Genomic DNA, 19,273 nt, shown 5'->3' on the forward strand with positions numbered 1-19,273 from the left:
GAACGTATTGGAAGTAATGCAAAAATTTATATATTTGACCGGTACGGAAAGTTACTGAAACAATTAAGTCCTGATGGTAACGGGTGGGATGGAACCTTTAAAGGAGAAGCTATGCCAACGAGTGACTACTGGTTTACAGTAGAATACGACGAACCAAGTGACGGGGTACGTAAAGAATTTAAAGCCCATTTTACTTTAAAGAGGTAAATTGTAATTATGAAATATAAAAGGCCTGAACATTTAAGTATGTTCAGGCTTTTTTTTGCTTTATTGCGATATGAAGTTAAAACGGTATTTGTTTTTCTGATAGGCATTTTGGTAAGTTTTTTATGTAAATATTTAAAATAAACATGAGCTTCAAATTTGGTTAAAACTCTTTTATATAAACAATCTTTCACGAAATTCCGTCTGTAGTTGATTTGCTTCTGCGAGTATTGTGACGTTTAAGTCTATCTGTTAGATTGGCTAATAGGCCAATATAAAATCTTCATAAGATAGAATATCAGTAAAGTTACTCCTAATTCTAAAACACAAAAAAGCCTCAACATAAATGTTAAGGCTTTTTGTGATCGCACTAGGATTCGAACCTAGGACCGCCTGCTTAGAAGGCAGGTGCTCTATCCAGCTGAGCTATGCGACCATTTCAGAGTAAAACTCTAAAATTCAATAAAAGTCGGGGTGGCAGGATTCGAACCTGCGGCCTCCACGTCCCAAACGTGGCGCGATAACCGGGCTACGCTACACCCCGAATTGGTTATCATTAATTATTACTTACAGTCGCATATGCTGCAGTAAATTTTGCGGAGAGACAGGGATTCGAACCCTGGGTAAGTGTTTCCACCTACGACGATTTAGCAAACCGCTCCTTTCGGCCACTCAGGCACCTCTCCAATAAGCATAAGAACATTCTCTTTAAATGCGGATGCAAATGTAACTTAACATTTTAAAGAACGCAACAATTTTTTTGAGTTTTTTTAAAAAAAATTAAGAATATTTTTTGTTGCATATTTAAGTGTATATTTATCAGAGAGATATAAGAATTATACTCATTTTTATTATATCTATTTAATGCTAATTTAAATAAAGTGTTCATTTTTAAATTCTAATTTGTTAAATGTCTAGTTATAAAAAAGATAGAGCGTTTACGGATTATGTCCATAAATATATTGCTTTACCTAATATATATGAACATATTGATTGGCAGGAGGTTGTGTTAAAAAAGAGCTATTCGGAATTTATAGACATGACGGTAGGCATTGATTACATTTTTAGGAATGGAGATGCTATAAAAAGTGTACAAGAACGTTTTAGAGAAGAAAAATATAAAGCATTTAATGATTTTACAATTCGCTACAGACGCGATGAAAATAAACATGATGACCGTAAAGAATCTGAATATTTTAAAATGAAGGCTCATTATTTTACTTATGGTATTCTAAATTGCTCCAAAAAGGAGGTAAATAAATCATCCGAATTTTTAAAATATGCTGTTATCGACTTGAAAAAAGTATATGAAAAGATAGATTCTGGTGCTATATTTATTTCGGACAATGGAAAGAATAAGTGTCGTATTATTAATGACAGTCGATTAGAATGTCCGGTAAAATATAATTCTGATGGATCATCCTCTTTTTTTCCTATTGATATTTCGTTCTTAGTTAAACTTTGGGGAAGTGATATGGTGGTAATTCAACACGGATTTTTGTCTGAGATAAATTTGAAGTGAAAAACGCACAATTATATGGTTTCTAAAATTATAAAGTTGCTTTAGAGCAAACGAGTATAATTTTAGAATCATTACAATCTGTAGTGAAAAAGAGATAGGTATCTCCACCATCTTTAATTTTTAGTTTTTTCCGGATATCATTTACAGCTAGTGGAAAATTTCGAGTAGTGATATTAGCTTTCGAAATTTTTTCTTTTGAGAATGTTTTTTTATTGAATGGTAATATTTTTTTAATTATAAATCGTCTACCCGGAAAATCTATTAACGTTTCTGATGTATATAAATGTGAATGCTTGTGCAATTTGTCTATTTTAAGAAGCGCACTAACCGAATTAAAACTACCTGATTTTAAAACAGCAGCATTAGGTTCGTATAGATAGGTGAGTGGTTCATTATAAGTAGCTATGGCTTCAGATTCATCTTTGAAATTAAAATTAAAATTCTCAGAAGCATCTTTTTGTAAATTCACCGTTTTAATTAAAACGTCACCGTTAAAATTATACTCTAAAAGCCATAATAATTCTTTAACCTCATTGCTAACGGCTACGACATGAATCTCTTTTACATAGTTTAAATCAGAAAGTGTCGCTGATAAATCCAATAATGGAGACGTTTTAATCATTACATTTTTAGAGTGGTTCCAAAATAAATCTTGATGTAATCTTATGTTGGGTTCACAATCGGAAAGTAAAAAAACTTTTTGTTTAGAATCATCTCGACGAGACGGATCAACGTAAATCCAATCAAAGGGGGTATTAGCGTGTTTTAAGGTTTCAATTCCGCTTTTGGCTAGGCATTTAATATTCGCAGCACTAAGAATTTCTAAATTATGCCTAACAATTTCTGATAGTTTTAAATTGATTTCACAATGTGTGACCTGTTTTATTCGTTTTGAAAAAAAATAAGCATCAACTCCAAACCCTCCCGTTAAGTCAATTAGGCTATCTCCGGTGATTAAATTTGCTTTATACTTGGCAGTAGTCTCTGAAGAGGTTTGTTCAATATTAAGTTTATTCGGATAGTATATATTTTCAGTATAAAACCAAGTGGGTAACTTCTTTCGGCATCGTTTTTTTGCTTCAATCTGTTCTATGATTAATTTTGAATCTAGGGTGTTAAACGGAATACCTTTTAGTAATAATTCAGAAGTGTCTGAGGTTATATTGTTCTGAATAAAACTTTGAATTTCAGTATTTAGTAATAATTTATTCAATTTAAAATTATAGGTTTTTAGTAAGTTTTTGAACAATGTTGTAATCTGATAAAAACTCTTTTAAAATGACTTTTATAGCAGTATAAGTGGGTATGGCTATAATCATACCAACAACACCAAAGAGTATACCAGAAATAATGATGATTAAGAAAATTTCTAGTGGATGTGATTTTACACTTTTAGAGAAAATATAAGGCTGACTAAAGAAATTGTCGACGAGTTGTGCAAAAATAAAACCAATCATAACATAAGTCGTTTTTGGTAAAATTACCTCACTAAAACTCTCTCCTAAATTACTAGACATACTTAATAAAAGCATTAAAAATCCGCTCACTAAAGGACCAACGTAAGGCACAAGATTGAGAAGCGCACATAAAAAGGCGATAACGATAGCGTTATCAATTCCAAAAACGAGTAGAACAATAGTGTATATAACAAACAAGATTAAAATTTGAAATATAAGTCCAACAAAATAGCGCGATAATAAGTCTTTTATGGTTGTGATTGAACGTTTAGAACGTTCTTCATTTCCGCTTGGAATAAAGGTCATTAAACCATCTTCGAATAGCTTACTATCCTTTAAAAAGAAGAATGAAATAAAGAGTACGGAAAACAAACCGATGCTAAAGCTGCCTAAGCCGCTTATAAAGCTATTTAAAAAGTTAGGTATAATAGCAAAATCGAGTTTTGATAGTAAATGAGAATCTTCTATAGATTGTTCAATGTCAATATTGTTGAATTCGAAATAGGTAATAATTTGGTTGTACAGGTTTTCAATATTGCCTTGTAATTGTTCAATATTTAATAAAGCTAAATTTTGCCCCTGTTCAATAATTAATGGAATAAAGAGCCCTATGAGGCCGACAAATAGCCCCAGAAGCAATAGCATAGTTGTAACTACAGCTATTGTGTTGTTAAATTTTAGACGTTTTCTTAAAAATAGTATGATTGGTCGTCCGATTAATGAAATAACAACAGCAACAGCGATATAAATTATAACCGATTGAATTTCAAATAAAAAATATAATACAAGAATTACAGCTAGAATAATCCCTAATGCTCTTAAAATACCGTTGGCTATAATTTTCGAATTCATGTGTTTCTGTTTAATGTCTTAATAGGGCACATGTTGTTCGCTATTAATAAATTACTTAGTTCAAATTACTCTGAGCAGGTTCATTTTAGGTGATAAATATACTTAAAGATGTTGGGATTAATTTTAGCATGTTATTGAGCGTTCATTTGCTTTGTAATTTCATATAGAGCGATACTAGTAGCTTGTACAACATTCATACTACTATTGTTACCAAACATATTAATATGAACGACGGCATCAACTTGCTTAAGTACACCTTCAGAAACTCCAAAATTTTCATCACCTAAAATAAGTGCAATAGGTTGTTTTGATTGTAATTTAAAGGCCGTTAATGGTTGACTATTTTCTGAAATTTCTAAAGCAATTAAGTAATAGTTATTTGCCTTTAAAGTTTTTATTTGTGTTTCAATATCGTTTTTTAAACTATGAATCACATATTTTTCAGTAGAACGCGACGTTTTTGCCATTCGTTTACCTAACGGAATATCTGAACCACAAAAAATTAGTTCTTCAACACCAAAGGCATCTGCCGTTCTGAATAAACTTCCAATATTTGGAGCATTAGCTACATTATCGCAAAGTACTGTGATTGGATGTTTTTGCTTTTTGAAGTTGGAATTGTAGTGGTTGAGCTGATTCAAAAGTTGTTCTCAATTTGATTAATTAATATGATTGGCTTTTCCGCATTTATAAATAGAATGGTACGAATGCCCAAAACAACATGTTACCCCTTTTAGGCACTTTTGATGGATGTTTGATAGACCAACAGAGTAAGTGTGACTATTTATTGATTCCATAGATTGAAAAGTAAAAGCTAAAACTAGTAAAGTAGCTGCTATTTTATATGGTATTGAAAACTTCTTCATAATCTATTTAGTCTTTGGTCTTAACTCTTTCGTCTTTAATCTAAATAATAATCAATTCTCAAAAGCATATTTCATAATATTAGCACCCATTTTCAATGCTTTTTCTCTAACATCTTCAGGGTCATTATGAACTTCTTGATCTTCCCAACCATCTCCTAAATCACTTTCAAAGGTGAATAAAAGTACCAATCTGCTATCATGAAAAATCCCATAAGCTTTTGGTGCTTTACCATCGTGTTCATGGATTTTAGGCAAACCATTTGGAAATTCAAAAGCTGAACTGAATATTTTATGATCCTTAGGAATTTCAATTAACTCACTATTCGGAAAAACTTTCTTCAATTCTTTAATAACGTAAGGCTCCATTCCGTAATTATCGTCAATATGTAGAAAGCCACCTGAAATAAGGTGGTTTCTTAAGTTTTGGGCATCGTCATCACTGAAAAATACATTGCCATGACCTGTCATATGTAAAAAAGGAAACTGAAAAATATCAATACTTCCTGCTTCTACAGTTTGAATACTTTCGTTAATGTTTGTATCAATATTATCATTACAATACTTTACTAAATTTGGTAAAGCTGTTGGGTTACTGTACCAATCTCCTCCTCCTTTGTATTTTAGTATAGCTACGTCTTGGGAAAACAAGAAGAAGGAAAAGAGAGAAAAGAAAAGAGAAAAAATTACTTTCATATTATTCATTAGTATATGCCACAGAATGGCAAGCTGCAATAGCCGCCGTTTCTGTTCTTAGGCGCGTCTTACCCAAAGTTACAGGAATAAAACGGTGTTGCAAGGCCATTTCAATTTCTTTAACGCTAAAGTCACCTTCAGGTCCAATTAAAATAGTACAATCCGATGCTGTTTTTAATTGCGATTTTAAAGATTTTTTATCCGTTTCTTCACAGTGAGCTATAAAAATTTGATCTGTAAAATCTTGATCAATAAAGTCTTTAAAAGCTATTGGAGCATTTAGTTTAGGCAAATAACATTGCAGCGATTGTTTCATTGCTGATTGAATAATTTTCTCAAATCGTTCCGTTTTTACCACTTTCCGTTCACTATGGTCGCAAATAATGGGTGTAATAATTTCTACACCCATCTCTGTTGCCTTTTCTAAAAACCATTCGTATCTGTCGTTCATTTTTGTTGGAGCAACAGCCAAATGTAAATTGTAATCTCGTTTAGGTTGCAGGCTTTTAGACGTTATAGAAACCGTACAATGTTTTTGATCTGCTAATGTGATTTCTGCAGTAAATAACCAACCATTTCCATTGGTGATATGCAAAGTGTCACCAATAGTTTTGCGTAAAACTTTTGAGATATGCCTGCTTTCGTCTTTATCAAAACTAAAGCTTGTATCGTTTCTAGAAATATTTGGATTATAAAATAACTGCATTACTCAATGTCTTCAGTGAATTTTAAGACTGTAATCTCTTCAATTGGGGTTCTGTTTTCGGTCTTAAGAACTAAATAATATTTTTTATTTTCAATATCATCGATAGGGAAAACATCACCGATGTCATGATTTTCATGTATTGCCACCGCCTCAAAAGCAACAGGCATATCACCAACTTTTATCCAACCAGTATCACCTTTTGTTTTTGCTGTGTTTCCAGAAGAGTGGTGCTTTGCTAAATCTTTAAACTTATAGCCTTGTTGACATAATGCAAAGACTTTCTCTCGTTTTAATATGGCTTCTTCTTCTGAAGTTTTAGAAGCGTCGATTACAATAATGTCAAATTTAAAATGATCCACGTCGGCTTTATCCACAACTTTATAAAAAGTTCTTTTAAAGTCAGTTCTGGTCACTTTTTTTCCACCTTTAGAAAGGTTAAACAAGTCGTCGGCTAACCTAGTTTTGTGTTTTTCTTTATTAAAGGTAAATAGCTTACCATGTGCAGGTTTGTTTTCTTTTAAAAATGATGTTGCTTCTTCTGGTGTCGAAATTGAATCTAATTGTTTTTCAAAAGACGCTTGAGAAAAACTGAATAACGGAATTAAAAGTAAAAGTGTAAATAAATGCTTCATAATTTAGAATTGAATTTAGTTAGATTTTGGGGTACTGCAAAGCAACTAAATTTTAGGTTATAATTGAAGTAAAGAATGTAAGAATGTTAACAGATGTTTTAACAATTTAAAAAAGGAAGCCATTTTGTAAGGAGTGAAAATTCTGCAAAACAAGGAATAGGACGCCACTTTACACGCCTCTTTTCATAAAATACATTCTTATTAGGAACCGTTAGGTGAACTTTTTTCGCTGACACACTATGAGTTATGTAGGTAAATTAAAAAGTAGTAAGCTAATTTTGGCTAATTAGTTAATCGTTCTGTAAACACTTGATGTTAAAAAATTATATCTTTAATCGCGCAGTAGCCATCACATCAAAATCAGAAAAATCGTTTTCTAAATATTTCAAATATCCAACAATAGCAATCATAGCAGCGTTATCGGTTGTGTATTCAAATTTTGGAATATAGCTTGTCCAGCCAAACTTCTGTTCGGCATCTTTCAAAGCTTTTCTAATACCAGAATTCGCAGAAACACCGCCGCCTATAGCAATGTGTGTAATGCTAGTCTGCTTCACAGCTAGTTTCAATTTTGCCATTAATATGCCAATGATAGTATATTGAATAGAAGCACAGATATCATTAAGGTTTTCTTCAATAAAGTTAGGATTCGCTTTTACCTCACGTTGTACAAAATAGAGAATGTTAGTTTTTAATCCTGAAAAACTAAAATTCAATCCATCTACTTTTGGTTTGGTAAATTGAAATGCTTTTGGATTTCCGATTTGCGCACGTCGATCAATTTCAGGTCCTGCAGGGTACCCTAAGCCTAAAATTTTTCCACTTTTATCAAAAGCTTCACCTACGGCATCATCAATAGTTTCACCTATAACGTCCATATCAAAGTGCGTATTCACTTTAACAATTTGTGTGTGTCCCCCAGAAATGGTCATCGCTAAAAAAGGGAAAGGTGGTTTTTTATGATCTTTTTCGTCAATAAAATGGGCTAAAATATGGGCTTGCATGTGGTTCACATCAATCAATGGAATATCGAGTCCATAAGCTAGTGATTTGGCAAAAGACGTACCAACTAATAAAGACCCCATTAATCCAGGGCCTTTAGTAAAAGCGACAGCACTTAATTGCTCCATTTTAATTCCGGCTTTTTCAATAGCTTGGTGTACTACAGGTACAATATTTTGTTGATGTGCACGCGATGCTAGTTCGGGTACAACGCCTCCGTATTCTGTATGTATTTTTTGGTCAGCAACAACATTGCTTAGAATTTGGTCGTTACATAGTATTGCTGCGCTTGTGTCATCGCAAGACGACTCAATTCCGAGGATATAAATATTTTCTTTTTTCATAGTCGATATTGGGCACAATAATTGTTAATTTTACAAGTTAAAGTCCATTGCCATACTTAACAACGTATTGTATGGGCAAAGGTAATAAGAAATCAGACCAAATGAATTTTAAAATGGTTGATAATAAATTTGAATTATTTTTTCTTTTTAGGACCTAAAAAAAATCTAAGCATAGCTATAGCTGCGGTTTTATTTTAGAATGCTATAAAAAGGAAAAAGAAACTAATTTAATCGATTATTTTAAAGTGTAATAGGTGTAAAAAATAAATCTCATAAATTCTATCAAACGGATATTCAAAATAATAGGAAAAATAGTAGCAATTATAGTGTTGCTTTTTTTTATTTTGTTTTTAGTGTTATCTATTCCTGCCGTGCAAACGAAATTAGGAAGATATGCTACAGATAGAATTAATAGCGATTTTAAAACCAATATCAATATTGGTCGTGTTGGACTTCAGCTCAATGGGGATATTGAATTGAAAGAAATATTAATTAGAGATTATAAAAAGGATACACTGATCAGTGTTGGGGAGTTAAATAGCTCTATAATTAGCTTTCAAAATTTATTAAATAGTAAACTTAATTTTGGAGATATTGATCTTCAGAATGTTATTTTTAATTTAAAAACCTACAAAGGAGAATCAGATACCAATTTAGATGTCTTCGTTGCCAAGTTTGATAATGACAATCCAAGAGTTGGTCCTAGTGAGTTTTTGTTTTCATCTAGTGATGTTTCCATAGAAAATGGTATTTTTAGATTAATAGATGAAAACTTAGAAACACCAGAAATATTTGAGTTTACCGAGCTTAATGCAAATACAACCAATTTCTTAATTAATGGTCCTGAGGTAAGATCTCGGATTAATAAATTTAGCTTTAGAGATAGTAGAGGTATTGCTGTTAAAAACTTAATGGCAAATTTTGAGTACACCTTAGATCACATGAGTTTTGGTGACCTTAACATCAAAACAGAAGAATCTGAAATAAAAGGAGAATTAAGATTTGATTACAATCGAGAAGATTTTAAGCATTTTACAGATAAAGTAAATGTAGTGGCAAGCTTTAAAGATTCTGATATTTCACTAACAGAATTAAACGTGTTTTTTGATGAATTTGGTACCGACCAACATGCGGAGTTTAATGCCGATTTATCAGGAACTTTAAATAATTTACAAGCTACAAACCTCAATATAAGTACTACAACGAATACGAGAATTATTGGAGATATTACATTTAAAAATTTATTTAGTAAAGAGGACGATAGTTTTGCTTTACAGGGAAGTTTTCAAAATTTAGCTTCAAATTATAGAGATTTAACGGCTTTACTACCACGACTATTGGGAAATTCTATCCCCAGTGTTATTTCTAAGGTAGGTAATTTTAAAATAAAGGGAACCTCATTTATTACAGCCAAGCGAGTTGAAGCCGATTTAGAAATTGATACGGATTTAGGCTTTATAAAATCTAATTTAGAGCTTACAAATATTGATAATATCGATGATGCTAATTACGTCGGAAATATTGTTTTAGATGAATTTAATATTGGAGAGCTCATTAATGACCCCTTAGTTAAAAATGCGTCTTTAAATCTAGATGTTGATGGTAAAGGTTTTACTATTAAAAACTTAAGGACAGATGTAAAAGGAGATGTATTTGTACTAGATTATAATGGCTATACGTACAGAGATATAAAGCTTTCTGGTGATCTTGGAAACAGTATTTTTAACGGGATTGTACAAATTGAAGATCTCAATTTACAACTCGATTTTAATGGCTTAGCAGATTTTTCAGAGGACCTTAAGAAATTCGATTTTAAAGCCAATGTGGGTTATGCTAACCTTAGTAAACTAAATTTTGTTAAACGAGATAGCATTTCAGAATTTAGAGGTTTAGTAACGATGACTGCCACAGGCACAACTATAGATAATGCTGTGGGTGCTATAAATATTAAAAATACAACGTATAAAAATCAAGATAGTGATTACAGTTTTGAGGATTTTGATATTGTCTCTTCCTTTGATAATAACGAACGCACCTTAGCTATAAATTCACCAGATATTATTGATGGTAAAATTACAGGTCAGTTTAAAACAAAAGATATTTTAGGTTTGGTAGAGAACTCTGTTGGGAGTATCTATACCAAATTTGTACCGAATGTTGTAGAAAAAGATCAGTATATCAATTTTAGATTCAATATTTATTCTAAGATTGCAACGGTGTTTTATAAAGACCTTATACTAGGTAAAAATACATTTGTTGAAGGTCGGATAGAAACCGATGAAAAAGGGTTTGAACTCACGTTTAATTCACCAGAAATTAAGTTTAAAGACTACTTTGCTAACAATATTAATGTAAGTATAGATAACAGTAACCCTCTATTTAACACTTTTGTTGAAATTGATAGTCTTAGTGCTGGCATTTATAACGCTTCTCAATTTAGCCTCATTAATGTTACTAAGCGCGATACTTTATTGATTAAAACTGAATTTAAAGGTGGAATAAACAATGCAGATGATTTTAATTTAAGTCTGTTTTATACGATAGATAAATCAAATAAGTCGGTTGTAGGATTAAGAAAATCTGAAGTCAAATTTAAAGGGTTCGATTGGCTTTTAAATTCGGAAAAAGACACTTTAAACAAGGTAACTTTTGATAGGGATTTTAAAGCTTTTGATATTTTTCCGATACGGATTACACATGAGGATGAAGAAATACTGGTTTCGGGCCAAGTCAAAGATTCTATTAATAAAAACTTTAATGTAGATTTTAAAGATGTGCAATTGGTTAAAATTACACCTCGTATTGATAGTTTGGATTTAAGAGGTATTGTAAATGGAAAGCTAGACGTAGTTCAGAATGCTGGAGTTTATTTGCCAAAATCAAATGTGGAAGTCAGCGGCTTTTTTGTAAATGATTATGATTTAGGAAATCTTAAGGCCAAAATAGAAGGTAATAATTCAATTACTAATTATAATGTTGATGTCACTTTAGTTAATGATAATTTAAAATCGTTAGACGCAAAAGGTACTATAGATGTTGCCGAGAACAATCCCGTTATTGACTTAAACGTTAAGTTTGAAGAGTTTTTATTAGACCCCTTAAATCCGTTAGGAGAAGGTGTTATAAATAATATAAGGGGCTTGGTGTCCGGCTACGCAAATGTAACCGGAAGCCTAAATAAACCTGCGATTTATGGAGAACTATTGCTCGATAGAGCAGGTATGTCCATTCCGTATCTTAATGTCGATTATGGTTTTGATTTTGATTCTAAAGTCTCACTTAGAGGTCAACAGTTTATTTTTAATGACGTCTCCATGACAGACTCTAAATACTTTTCTAAAGGGAATTTAAATGGCTTCATTGCTCATAATAACTTTTCAGATTGGAAATTAGGTTTAGAATTAGACACCAACAGACTGTTAGTTTTAAATACAGAAGAATCTGAAGACGAATTGTATTATGGTACAGGATTTATCTCTGGAAAGGCAGAAATAAAAGGTCCTACGGACCAACTGACTATTAAAGTTATAAATGGAAGAACGGAAGCCGGAACAGAGTTTTTTATTCCACTTAATGATTCCGAAAGTTTTGGTGATAACTCGTTCATTCATTTTTTAAGTCCTGAAGAAAAAGCAGCTAGAATTAAAGGAGAGATTTCGGAGCAAATTGAAATTAAAGGTTTAGTCTTAGATTTTGATTTAAATGTCAACGAAAACGCAGTTATAGAAATAGTAATAGATAAAGAAGCAGGAAGCACTATAAAAGGTAGAGGAGTAGGTGGTTTAAACTTTTTAATTAATACTAATGGAACCTTTAATATGTGGGGGGATTTTGTGGTTTATGAAGGGTTTTATAATTTTAAATACGGAGGCTTTGTAGAAAAGAAATTTAAGGTTGAGCAAGGAGGAAGTATCGTTTGGGAAGGTGATCCTCTAAATGCTGAATTAAATTTAAAAGCGGTATATGAAGGTAATGCTAACCCCTCTGTTTTATTAGATAATCCTATAAATCAGAGTATCGATGTTGAAGTCGAAATTCATTTAACAGGTAAGTTAGAACAACCAGATCCTCAATTCGATTTTAGATTCCCCAATGTGAGTTCAACAGTTAAATCAGAGTTAGAATATCGTTTGTCTTCTAAAGACGAGCGCGATAATCAAGCTCTTATATTTTTGGCTACAGGAGGATTTTCAAGTAGCTTAGGTGGGGCTAATTTTACAGGGACGATTTCAGAACGACTTACAGGAATTGTAAATAATCTTTTTGGTACAAATAATGGAAATTTAGATATTGGTATCGATTTTGAATTGGGCCAAGATACGCCAGATTTACAGACTAATAATAAATTTGGCTTAACGCTTCAAACTAAAATAAGTGATAAAATTTTAGTGAACGGTAAGGTTGGTGTACCATTTGGAAGCGCTAGTCAAACTGTGATCAGTGGAGATGTGCAAATCGATTTATTATTAAATGAGGACGGTACGTTAAGAGCTAAAGTATTTAACAGAGAGAACAGTATTAGAAATTTTGGTGAAGAAATTGGGTACACGCAAGGTGTCGGTTTATCTTACAATGTAGAATTTGATTCGTTTAAAGAATTTCTTCAAATTATATTTTCAGGTAAGAACAAAAAAGATAATAGCAGAGGAAAAGAGGAGGAGAAGAAGAAGAAAGAGGATACTGATTTACTGCCAAGTTATATGACTATGAAGGAAGAAAAGAAAAAAAGCAAGTCTTAGACTTCGTTAATTCGTTTGTAGTTATTAAATACTTATTAACGAAAACGTTTGAATTGCTTTGTTGGTAGTTATTTTATGATAATAGTCACTTTTTTATATGTTTAGTTTCTTAATTTTACTGTAAATAAATAAGATAATGCTACAAACAATAAAAAAAATAGGTGTTTTAACCTCTGGAGGAGACGCTCCAGGAATGAACGCTGCAATAAGATCTGTAGTAAGAACATGTGCTTTTCATGATATTAAATGCTACGGTATTTATAGAGGTTATGAGGGAATGATTGATGGAGATTTTGTTGAAATGGACGCACGTAGTGTAAAAGGTATCATAAATAAAGGTGGTACAATATTAAAATCTGCGCGTTCAAAAAGATTTAGAACTAGGGAAGGAAGACAAACAGCTTACGACCAATTGAAAAAAGCAGGGATTGATGCTTTTGTGGTTGTCGGAGGTGATGGTAGTTTTACGGGAGCGATGGTTTTTAATCAAGAGTTCAATTTTCCTGTTATGGGAATTCCTGGTACTATAGATAACGATATTTTTGGTACAACACATACACTTGGCTATGATACGGCTTTAAATACCGTTGTAGAAGTTATAGATAAAATTAGAGATACAGCAAGTTCGCATAACAGACTATTCTTTATAGAAGTTATGGGGCGCGATGTTGGACACATTGCTTTAAACGTTGGAGTCGGTGCTGGTGCTGAAGAGATTTTAATTCCTGAAGAAGATTTAGGATTAGATCGTTTGCTAGAGTCTTTAAGACGAAGTAAAGCATCTGGTAAATCATCGAGCATCGTGGTCGTTGCAGAAGGGGATAAAATTGGTAAAAGTGTTTTTGAACTGAAGGATTATGTGGAAGAAAACATGTCTGAGTACGAAGTACGTGTTTCTGTTTTAGGACATATGCAACGTGGTGGATCGCCATCGTGTTTCGATCGTGTTTTAGCGAGTAGAATGGGAGTAAAAGCAGTAGAAAGCCTTTTAACTGGCAAGAGCAACTATATGGTTGGTATGAAAAACGATATGATGGATTTAACACCATTCGATCAAGCCGTAAAAGGAAAATCGAAGATTAACATGGAACTCTTAAGAGTTTCGGATATAATGACAATTTAATAACGAATAAAAATTAAAATAAAAATAGAGAAATGGCAAATTTAAAATTAGGAATCAACGGATTCGGTAGAATAGGAAGAATAGTTTTTAGAGCAACAGTAAAACGTAATGACGTCGATGTTGTAGCAATTAATGATTTATTAGATGTAGAGCATTTAGCATATTTATTAAAATATGATTCAGTTCACGGAAGATTTGACGGAACTGTTGAAGTAAAAGATGGACATTTAGTAGTAGACGGAAAAACAATTCGTGTAACAGCAGAAAAAGATCCTAAAAATTTAAAATGGGATGAAGTAGGAGCAACAGTAGTTGCAGAATGTACTGGTATTTTTACAACTTTAGAAACAGCACAATATCACATTGATGGAGGTGCGAAGAAAGTTGTGATTTCGGCACCTAGTAAAGATGCTCCAATGTTTGTAATGGGAGTAAATGATGATACATTAAAAGATAGTGACACTATCGTTTCTAATGCATCTTGTACAACAAACTGTTTAGCACCTATCGCTAAGGTTATTGAAGATAACTTCGGAATTGATGAAGCTTTAATGACAACGATTCACGCAACAACGTCTACACAGTTTACAGTAGATGCGCCTTCACGTAAAAATTACCGTTTAGGACGTTCTGCACTTAATAACATTATTCCAAGTTCTACAGGAGCTGCAAAAGCAGTGGGTAAAGTAATTCCTGAATTAGATGGAAAACTTACAGGTATGGCATTTAGAGTACCAACTGTAGATGTTTCTGTTGTAGATTTAACAGTTAAAACTAAAAAAGAAACAACTTTAGCTGAGATCAAAGCTGCTATGAAAAAAGCATCAGAAGGATCTATGGCAGGTGTTTTAGGTTATACTGAAGATGCTGTAGTGTCTCAAGATTTTGTAAGTGAGGAAAGAACTAGTGTTTTTGATGCTGATGCTTCAATTGAATTAAATTCTACATTCTTCAAGTTAATCTCTTGGTATGATAACGAATTTGGATATTCAAACAAATTAGTTGATTTAGCTCAAAAGGTAAATAACCTTTAAGACATATTATTAATTCTGAAAATTCCGTAGAATTATGAGTTTTCATAAACTACGGAATTTTTAATTATATAGATTATTATGATTTTAATTACAGATGGAGGGTCTACAAAATGCGATTGGATTGCAATAGATTCTAATGGTAAACAAGCTGTTGATAAAATAAGAACCAAAGGTTTAAATCCTGCAATTGTAGCGGAGAAGAAGCTCAATAAAATAATTCGTAAGAGTAAAGAACTGATGGCTGTTGCTAATGATGTTACTCATATATATTTTTACGGAGCGGGTTGTGGAACCGAGAAACCCACGCTGTTGTTAAAGTCAATTTTAGAATTGTATTTTGTAAATGCAACAGTAGAAGTTAGAGAAGATACCTATGCTGCGGTTAGAGCATGTATCAACTCTAATGATGAAGCTGCTGTAGTTTGTATATTGGGTACAGGTTCTAACTGTAGCTATTATGATGGTAAAGATTTGCACCAACGTGTAAATAGTCTTGGGTTTATATTAATGGATGATGCCAGTGGAAACTATTTTGGTAAACAATTAATTAGAGATTACTACTTTAAAAAAATGCCAGATACCATAAGTGTTGCATTTGCTCATAAGCACAATTTAGATGCTGATTTCATTAAGTATAATCTTTACAAGCAAACGAATCCAAGTGCCTATTTAGCAGATCATGCAGAATTTATGTTTATTAATAAAGATTCAGAATACATAAGTAATATTATAACTAAAGGTATTCGCTTATTTGCAGAAAATATGATTCTTCAATATAAAGAAGAGTTAAGTGCAGGAGCTCCTGTTCATTTTGCAGGTTCTATCGCCTTTTTTGGTCAACAAGAAATTAAGCAAGTAGCTAAAGAATATGGATTTAAAGTTGGTAATTTTGTAAGACGACCAATTGAAGGTTTGGTAGATTATCACGTTAAAAACCTATAATATGGAAATAGCTATTATTGCTCACGATGGTAAAAAAGCGGAAATGGTTCAGTTTTTAAACGAACATAGCGACGTTTTACATCGAAAAAACATTAATTTAATTTCTACAGGGACAACAGGAGAAAAAGTGTCTAAAGCAGGTTTTAATGTTAATGCTTTACTTTCAGGACCTTTAGGCGGTGATGCTCAGATAGCAGCTAGAGTAGCAGAAGGAAAATGTAGTATGGTATTGTTCTTTCGAGATCCATTAGATCGCCATCCGCATGAACCAGATATTCTTATGCTAATGCGATTATGTGATGTACACAATGTGCCATTGGCTACAAATCCAGCTACAGCCGATTTATTAATGAAGTCTTTATAGTCTTTTTTTAATAACCTGTTAATAAAACTAGGCAAGGCTGTTGTAAAATTTATATTTTGGTTATATCTTTGTACTAACAAAACGAAAACTACACAAGAATTATGTTCGACTTTGATCAATATTTAGGATTTTTAGCATTTTTAACCATATTAACTATAGGATTTTGGTTAATGATTTTCCTTTTAACCTTTGTAGTACCATATTGGATTTTTGGTTCAGCAATGGAACGTTTTAAAGAAGTAAGAGAAGAAAAGAAAGCTAAACGTGAAGGGTTAACCCTTTAATAGCATTTTATTATATAAAAAAAAAGAGCGCAATTTGCGCTCTTTTTTTTTGTGTTAATTTAAACCTGTAAAACACCCATATTAAAAGGCTTTTCAATAGGAGCGTGGTTAGCAGCTTCAATTCCCATAGAAATCCAAGTTCTTGTATCTAATGGATCAATAACCCCATCGGTCCAAATACGAGATGCGGCATAATATGGAGAGACTTGGTCGTCGTATCTATCTTTTATTTTATTAAATAATTCCTCTTCTTTTTCTTTAGTGATTTTTTCTCCTTTTTTCTTAAGTGAAGCAGTTTCAATTTGTAATAAAACTTTGGCCGCAGAATTACCGCTCATTACTGCGAGTTCTGCACTTGGCCAAGCCGCAATTAACCTTGGGTCGTAAGCTTTTCCACACATAGCGTAGTTTCCTGCACCATAACTATTACCTAATATAATTGTGAATTTTGGAACTACAGAATTACTTACAGCATTTACCATTTTGGCACCATCCTTAATGATTCCGGAATGTTCTGATTTACTACCAACCATAAAACCGGTAACATCTTGTAGAAATACTAAGGGAATTTTTTTCTGATTGCAATTGGCAATAAAACGCGTAGCTTTATCTGCTGAGTCATTATAAATAACACCACCAAACTGCATTTCACCTTTTGCGTTTTTTACTAATTTTCGTTGATTGGCAACAATACCAACTGCCCAGCCTTCAATCCGAGCATAAGCCGTGATAATGGTTTTGCCATAATCTTGTTTGTATTCATCAAACTCAGAATTATCAACCAAACGTTTTATGATCTCTTTCATATCATACTGGTCTGCACGACTTTTTGGAAGAATACCGTAAATGTCTTCAGGATTTTCTTTCGGCTTTTTAGATTCAGCTCTATTGTAACCAGCTTTATCGAAATCTCCAATTTTATCAACGATATTTTTAATTTTGTCTAAAGCATCTTTGTCATCTTTTGCTTTGTAATCCGTAACTCCAGAAATTTCGCAGTGCGTCGTAGCTCCTCCTAAAGTTTCATTATCTATAGTCTCTCCTATTGCAGCTTTTACCAAATAGCTTCCTGCTAAGAAAATACTTCCAGTTTTGTCAACGATTAATGCTTCATCACTCATAATTGGCAAATAAGCACCACCAGCAACACAACTTCCCATAACGGCAGCAATTTGAGTTATACCCATACTACTCATTATGGCGTTATTTCTAAAAATGCGACCAAAATGTTCTTTGTCTGGGAAAATTTCATCTTGCATTGGTAGAAAAACGCCAGCACTATCTACTAAATAAATGATTGGTAGACGATTTTCTATAGCGATTTCCTGAGCGCGTAAATTCTTCTTTCCTGTAATAGGAAACCAAGCACCCGCTTTAACTGTGGCATCATTCGCAACAACGATACACTGCTTTCCTTTTATATAACCCATTTTAACAACGACACCACCAGAAGGACAGCCTCCATATTGCTCGTACATGCCCTCACCAGCAAAAGCACCTATCTCAATCGATTTCGCTTTGGGATCTAATAAATAGTTAATGCGCTCGCGTGCAGTCATTTTTCCTTTAGCCTTATGCTTCTCAATACTTTTTTCACCACCACCTAATTTCACTTTAACTAAACGTTTTTTAAGATCGGAAAGAAGAAGTTTATTATGGTCTTCGTTTTTATTGAATTTAATATCCATATGCGTAACCCGTTGAAGTGGGTATTATTTATAAGTTAAAACTTAGTTTTTGTTTTGCACGAATTTACAAAACGAAAAGATGTTTGGAAAGTGAATGGTTTGCAAAATAATGTTACATGGAATTATTTTCCTTGGGAAATAATTTATTTTGTTGTAAATTTACGTCATAAAAAAAATGAATGATTATCTATTATGAAGCTAGGACCTTATAGCTACTATGTTAGCTTTTATTTTCCTGATAATATCTGATACTTTTCATAACAAATAAATAAAACCCAACAATAAACAAATGAAGCATATTATAGTATTTGCTGGAAGTAATAGTACGACTTCAATTAACAAACAATTAGCTACTTACGCATCGCAATTGGTAGACGATCTTAACGTCACAGTATTGGATTTAAACGATTTTGAAATGCCTATTTATAGTTCAGACAGAGAGCAGGCGCAAGGGTTTCCTAAGCAAGCTGTAGATTTTGTTAACCATTTAAAAGGTGCTGATGGTTTTATAGTTTCTTTAGCAGAACATAACGGCGCCTATTCTTCAGCTTTTAAAAATGTATTTGATTGGGCTTCTCGAGTTGAACAAAAGACGTTTTTAAACAAGCCTCTATTGCTTATGGCAACATCTCCAGGGGCTAGAGGAGGAGCCTCAGTTTTAGAGTTGGCTTCAGATCGTTTTCCGCGACACGATGCCAATATAATAGCTCAGTTTTCTCTACCATCATTTTATGAGAATTTTTCTGAGGGTAAAATTTCTAATGAGGTAATTCATCTGGAGCTGTTAAATAAAGTAAAATTATTTAAAGAGAGTTTATAAC

Annotated in this window: 17 protein-coding genes and 3 tRNA genes; 9 read left to right on the plus strand and 11 right to left on the minus strand. The window is 32.6% G+C overall.

Annotated elements, in window-relative coordinates; genetic code table 11:
* Positions 1-207, plus strand: a 207-nt coding sequence (locus HM986_RS15160; RefSeq protein ID WP_179335924.1) for a T9SS type B sorting domain-containing protein, incomplete at its 5' end; no start/stop codon positions are given.
* A gap of 359 nt (positions 208-566) precedes the next feature.
* Here the strand turns inward: HM986_RS15160 and HM986_RS15165 are convergent.
* The 3 genes from HM986_RS15165 to HM986_RS15175 form a co-directional block, all read right to left on the minus strand.
* A tRNA-Arg gene (locus tag HM986_RS15165) sits at positions 567-640 on the minus strand.
* A 33-nt stretch (positions 641-673) separates the two neighbouring features.
* Positions 674-748, minus strand: a tRNA-Pro gene (locus tag HM986_RS15170).
* Positions 749-801: 53 nt separating this feature from the next.
* Positions 802-890: transfer RNA gene (locus tag HM986_RS15175), tRNA-Ser, on the minus strand.
* 224 nt (positions 891-1,114) lie between these two features.
* Here HM986_RS15175 and HM986_RS15180 point away from each other — a divergent pair.
* Positions 1,115-1,726 carry a hypothetical protein gene (locus HM986_RS15180; protein ID WP_179335925.1) on the plus strand — a complete coding sequence of 204 codons (612 nt, stop codon included), beginning with the start codon at positions 1,115-1,117 and terminating at the stop codon, positions 1,724-1,726.
* Between the two features lie 28 nt (positions 1,727-1,754).
* Here HM986_RS15180 and HM986_RS15185 read toward each other — a convergent pair whose 3' ends face one another.
* The 7 genes from HM986_RS15185 to tsaD form a co-directional block, all read right to left on the minus strand.
* The gene (locus tag HM986_RS15185; protein ID WP_179335926.1) at positions 1,755-2,939 is read right to left on the minus strand and encodes a THUMP-like domain-containing protein; all 1,185 of its coding nucleotides are present in this window, start codon (positions 2,937-2,939) and stop codon (positions 1,755-1,757) included.
* Between the two features lie 7 nt (positions 2,940-2,946).
* Positions 2,947-4,035 (minus strand): AI-2E family transporter, encoded by a 1,089-nt coding sequence (locus tag HM986_RS15190; RefSeq protein WP_179335927.1) that lies wholly within the window; start codon positions 4,033-4,035, stop codon positions 2,947-2,949.
* Positions 4,036-4,166: 131 nt separating this feature from the next.
* On the minus strand, positions 4,167-4,676 hold the full coding sequence (locus tag HM986_RS15195) for a TrmH family RNA methyltransferase (protein WP_179335928.1): 510 nt from the start codon (positions 4,674-4,676) through the stop codon (positions 4,167-4,169).
* A gap of 276 nt (positions 4,677-4,952) precedes the next feature.
* Positions 4,953-5,594, minus strand: coding sequence for a DUF4159 domain-containing protein (locus HM986_RS15200; protein ID WP_179335929.1), 642 nt, complete (start codon positions 5,592-5,594; stop codon positions 4,953-4,955).
* 1 nt (position 5,595) lies between these two features.
* Positions 5,596-6,300, minus strand: coding sequence for a 16S rRNA (uracil(1498)-N(3))-methyltransferase (locus tag HM986_RS15205; RefSeq protein WP_179335930.1), 705 nt, complete (start codon positions 6,298-6,300; stop codon positions 5,596-5,598).
* Positions 6,300-6,932 carry a peptidylprolyl isomerase gene (locus tag HM986_RS15210; protein WP_179335931.1) on the minus strand — a complete coding sequence of 211 codons (633 nt, stop codon included), beginning with the start codon at positions 6,930-6,932 and terminating at the stop codon, positions 6,300-6,302. Before HM986_RS15210 ends, HM986_RS15205 begins: the two co-directional genes overlap by 1 nt.
* A gap of 323 nt (positions 6,933-7,255) precedes the next feature.
* Positions 7,256-8,278: a tRNA (adenosine(37)-N6)-threonylcarbamoyltransferase complex transferase subunit TsaD gene (gene tsaD, locus HM986_RS15215; RefSeq protein ID WP_179335932.1), complete on the minus strand. Its 1,023-nt coding sequence runs from the start codon at positions 8,276-8,278 to the stop codon at positions 7,256-7,258.
* A 371-nt stretch (positions 8,279-8,649) separates the two neighbouring features.
* On the opposite strand from tsaD, the gene HM986_RS15220 reads away from it, so the two are divergent.
* The 6 genes from HM986_RS15220 to HM986_RS15245 all read left to right on the plus strand — a co-directional run bounded on the left by HM986_RS15220 (position 8,650) and on the right by HM986_RS15245 (position 16,764).
* A complete protein-coding gene (locus tag HM986_RS15220) occupies positions 8,650-13,017 on the plus strand; it encodes a translocation/assembly module TamB domain-containing protein (RefSeq protein ID WP_317167403.1) in 4,368 nt (1,455 codons plus the stop codon).
* A gap of 136 nt (positions 13,018-13,153) precedes the next feature.
* Positions 13,154-14,140: a 6-phosphofructokinase gene (gene pfkA / locus HM986_RS15225; protein WP_179335934.1), complete on the plus strand. Its 987-nt coding sequence runs from the start codon at positions 13,154-13,156 to the stop codon at positions 14,138-14,140.
* A 32-nt stretch (positions 14,141-14,172) separates the two neighbouring features.
* Positions 14,173-15,174, plus strand: coding sequence for a type I glyceraldehyde-3-phosphate dehydrogenase (gap, locus tag HM986_RS15230; RefSeq protein WP_179335935.1), 1,002 nt, complete (start codon positions 14,173-14,175; stop codon positions 15,172-15,174).
* Positions 15,175-15,252: 78 nt separating this feature from the next.
* Positions 15,253-16,116, plus strand: coding sequence for an N-acetylglucosamine kinase (locus HM986_RS15235; RefSeq protein ID WP_179335936.1), 864 nt, complete (start codon positions 15,253-15,255; stop codon positions 16,114-16,116).
* A gap of 1 nt (position 16,117) precedes the next feature.
* Complete coding sequence (locus HM986_RS15240; RefSeq protein ID WP_179335937.1) at positions 16,118-16,480, plus strand: methylglyoxal synthase; 363 nt, start codon at positions 16,118-16,120, stop codon at positions 16,478-16,480.
* A gap of 101 nt (positions 16,481-16,581) precedes the next feature.
* Positions 16,582-16,764 (plus strand): hypothetical protein, encoded by a 183-nt coding sequence (locus tag HM986_RS15245; RefSeq protein WP_115812458.1) that lies wholly within the window; start codon positions 16,582-16,584, stop codon positions 16,762-16,764.
* A 59-nt stretch (positions 16,765-16,823) separates the two neighbouring features.
* Here HM986_RS15245 and HM986_RS15250 read toward each other — a convergent pair whose 3' ends face one another.
* A complete protein-coding gene (locus HM986_RS15250) occupies positions 16,824-18,452 on the minus strand; it encodes an acyl-CoA carboxylase subunit beta (protein ID WP_179335938.1) in 1,629 nt (542 codons plus the stop codon).
* A 289-nt stretch (positions 18,453-18,741) separates the two neighbouring features.
* Between HM986_RS15250 and HM986_RS15255 the strand changes: the two genes are divergently transcribed.
* Positions 18,742-19,272 carry an NADPH-dependent FMN reductase gene (locus HM986_RS15255; protein ID WP_179335939.1) on the plus strand — a complete coding sequence of 177 codons (531 nt, stop codon included), beginning with the start codon at positions 18,742-18,744 and terminating at the stop codon, positions 19,270-19,272.
* Position 19,273 lies beyond the last annotated feature (1 nt).

Source organism: Winogradskyella costae (genome assembly GCF_013403865.1).
GTDB lineage: Bacteria > Bacteroidota > Bacteroidia > Flavobacteriales > Flavobacteriaceae > Winogradskyella > Winogradskyella costae.

What these genes read in the sequence shown, in the direction of transcription:
- HM986_RS15180 (WP_179335925.1), top strand. Translation starts at nt 1,115, where the DNA reads ATGTCTAGTTATAAAAAAGATAGAGCGTTTACGGATTATGTCCATAAA.
- HM986_RS15190 (WP_179335927.1), bottom strand. Translation starts at nt 4,035, where the DNA reads ATGAATTCGAAAATTATAGCCAACGGTATTTTAAGAGCATTAGGGATT.
- HM986_RS15200 (WP_179335929.1), bottom strand. Translation starts at nt 5,594, where the DNA reads ATGAAAGTAATTTTTTCTCTTTTCTTTTCTCTCTTTTCCTTCTTCTTG.
- HM986_RS15205 (WP_179335930.1), bottom strand. Translation starts at nt 6,300, where the DNA reads ATGCAGTTATTTTATAATCCAAATATTTCTAGAAACGATACAAGCTTT.
- HM986_RS15210 (WP_179335931.1), bottom strand. Translation starts at nt 6,932, where the DNA reads ATGAAGCATTTATTTACACTTTTACTTTTAATTCCGTTATTCAGTTTT.
- tsaD (WP_179335932.1), bottom strand. Translation starts at nt 8,278, where the DNA reads ATGAAAAAAGAAAATATTTATATCCTCGGAATTGAGTCGTCTTGCGAT.
- pfkA (WP_179335934.1), top strand. Translation starts at nt 13,154, where the DNA reads ATGCTACAAACAATAAAAAAAATAGGTGTTTTAACCTCTGGAGGAGAC.
- gap (WP_179335935.1), top strand. Translation starts at nt 14,173, where the DNA reads ATGGCAAATTTAAAATTAGGAATCAACGGATTCGGTAGAATAGGAAGA.
- HM986_RS15235 (WP_179335936.1), top strand. Translation starts at nt 15,253, where the DNA reads ATGATTTTAATTACAGATGGAGGGTCTACAAAATGCGATTGGATTGCA.
- HM986_RS15240 (WP_179335937.1), top strand. Translation starts at nt 16,118, where the DNA reads ATGGAAATAGCTATTATTGCTCACGATGGTAAAAAAGCGGAAATGGTT.
- HM986_RS15245 (WP_115812458.1), top strand. Translation starts at nt 16,582, where the DNA reads ATGTTCGACTTTGATCAATATTTAGGATTTTTAGCATTTTTAACCATA.
- HM986_RS15250 (WP_179335938.1), bottom strand. Translation starts at nt 18,452, where the DNA reads ATGGATATTAAATTCAATAAAAACGAAGACCATAATAAACTTCTTCTT.
- HM986_RS15255 (WP_179335939.1), top strand. Translation starts at nt 18,742, where the DNA reads ATGAAGCATATTATAGTATTTGCTGGAAGTAATAGTACGACTTCAATT.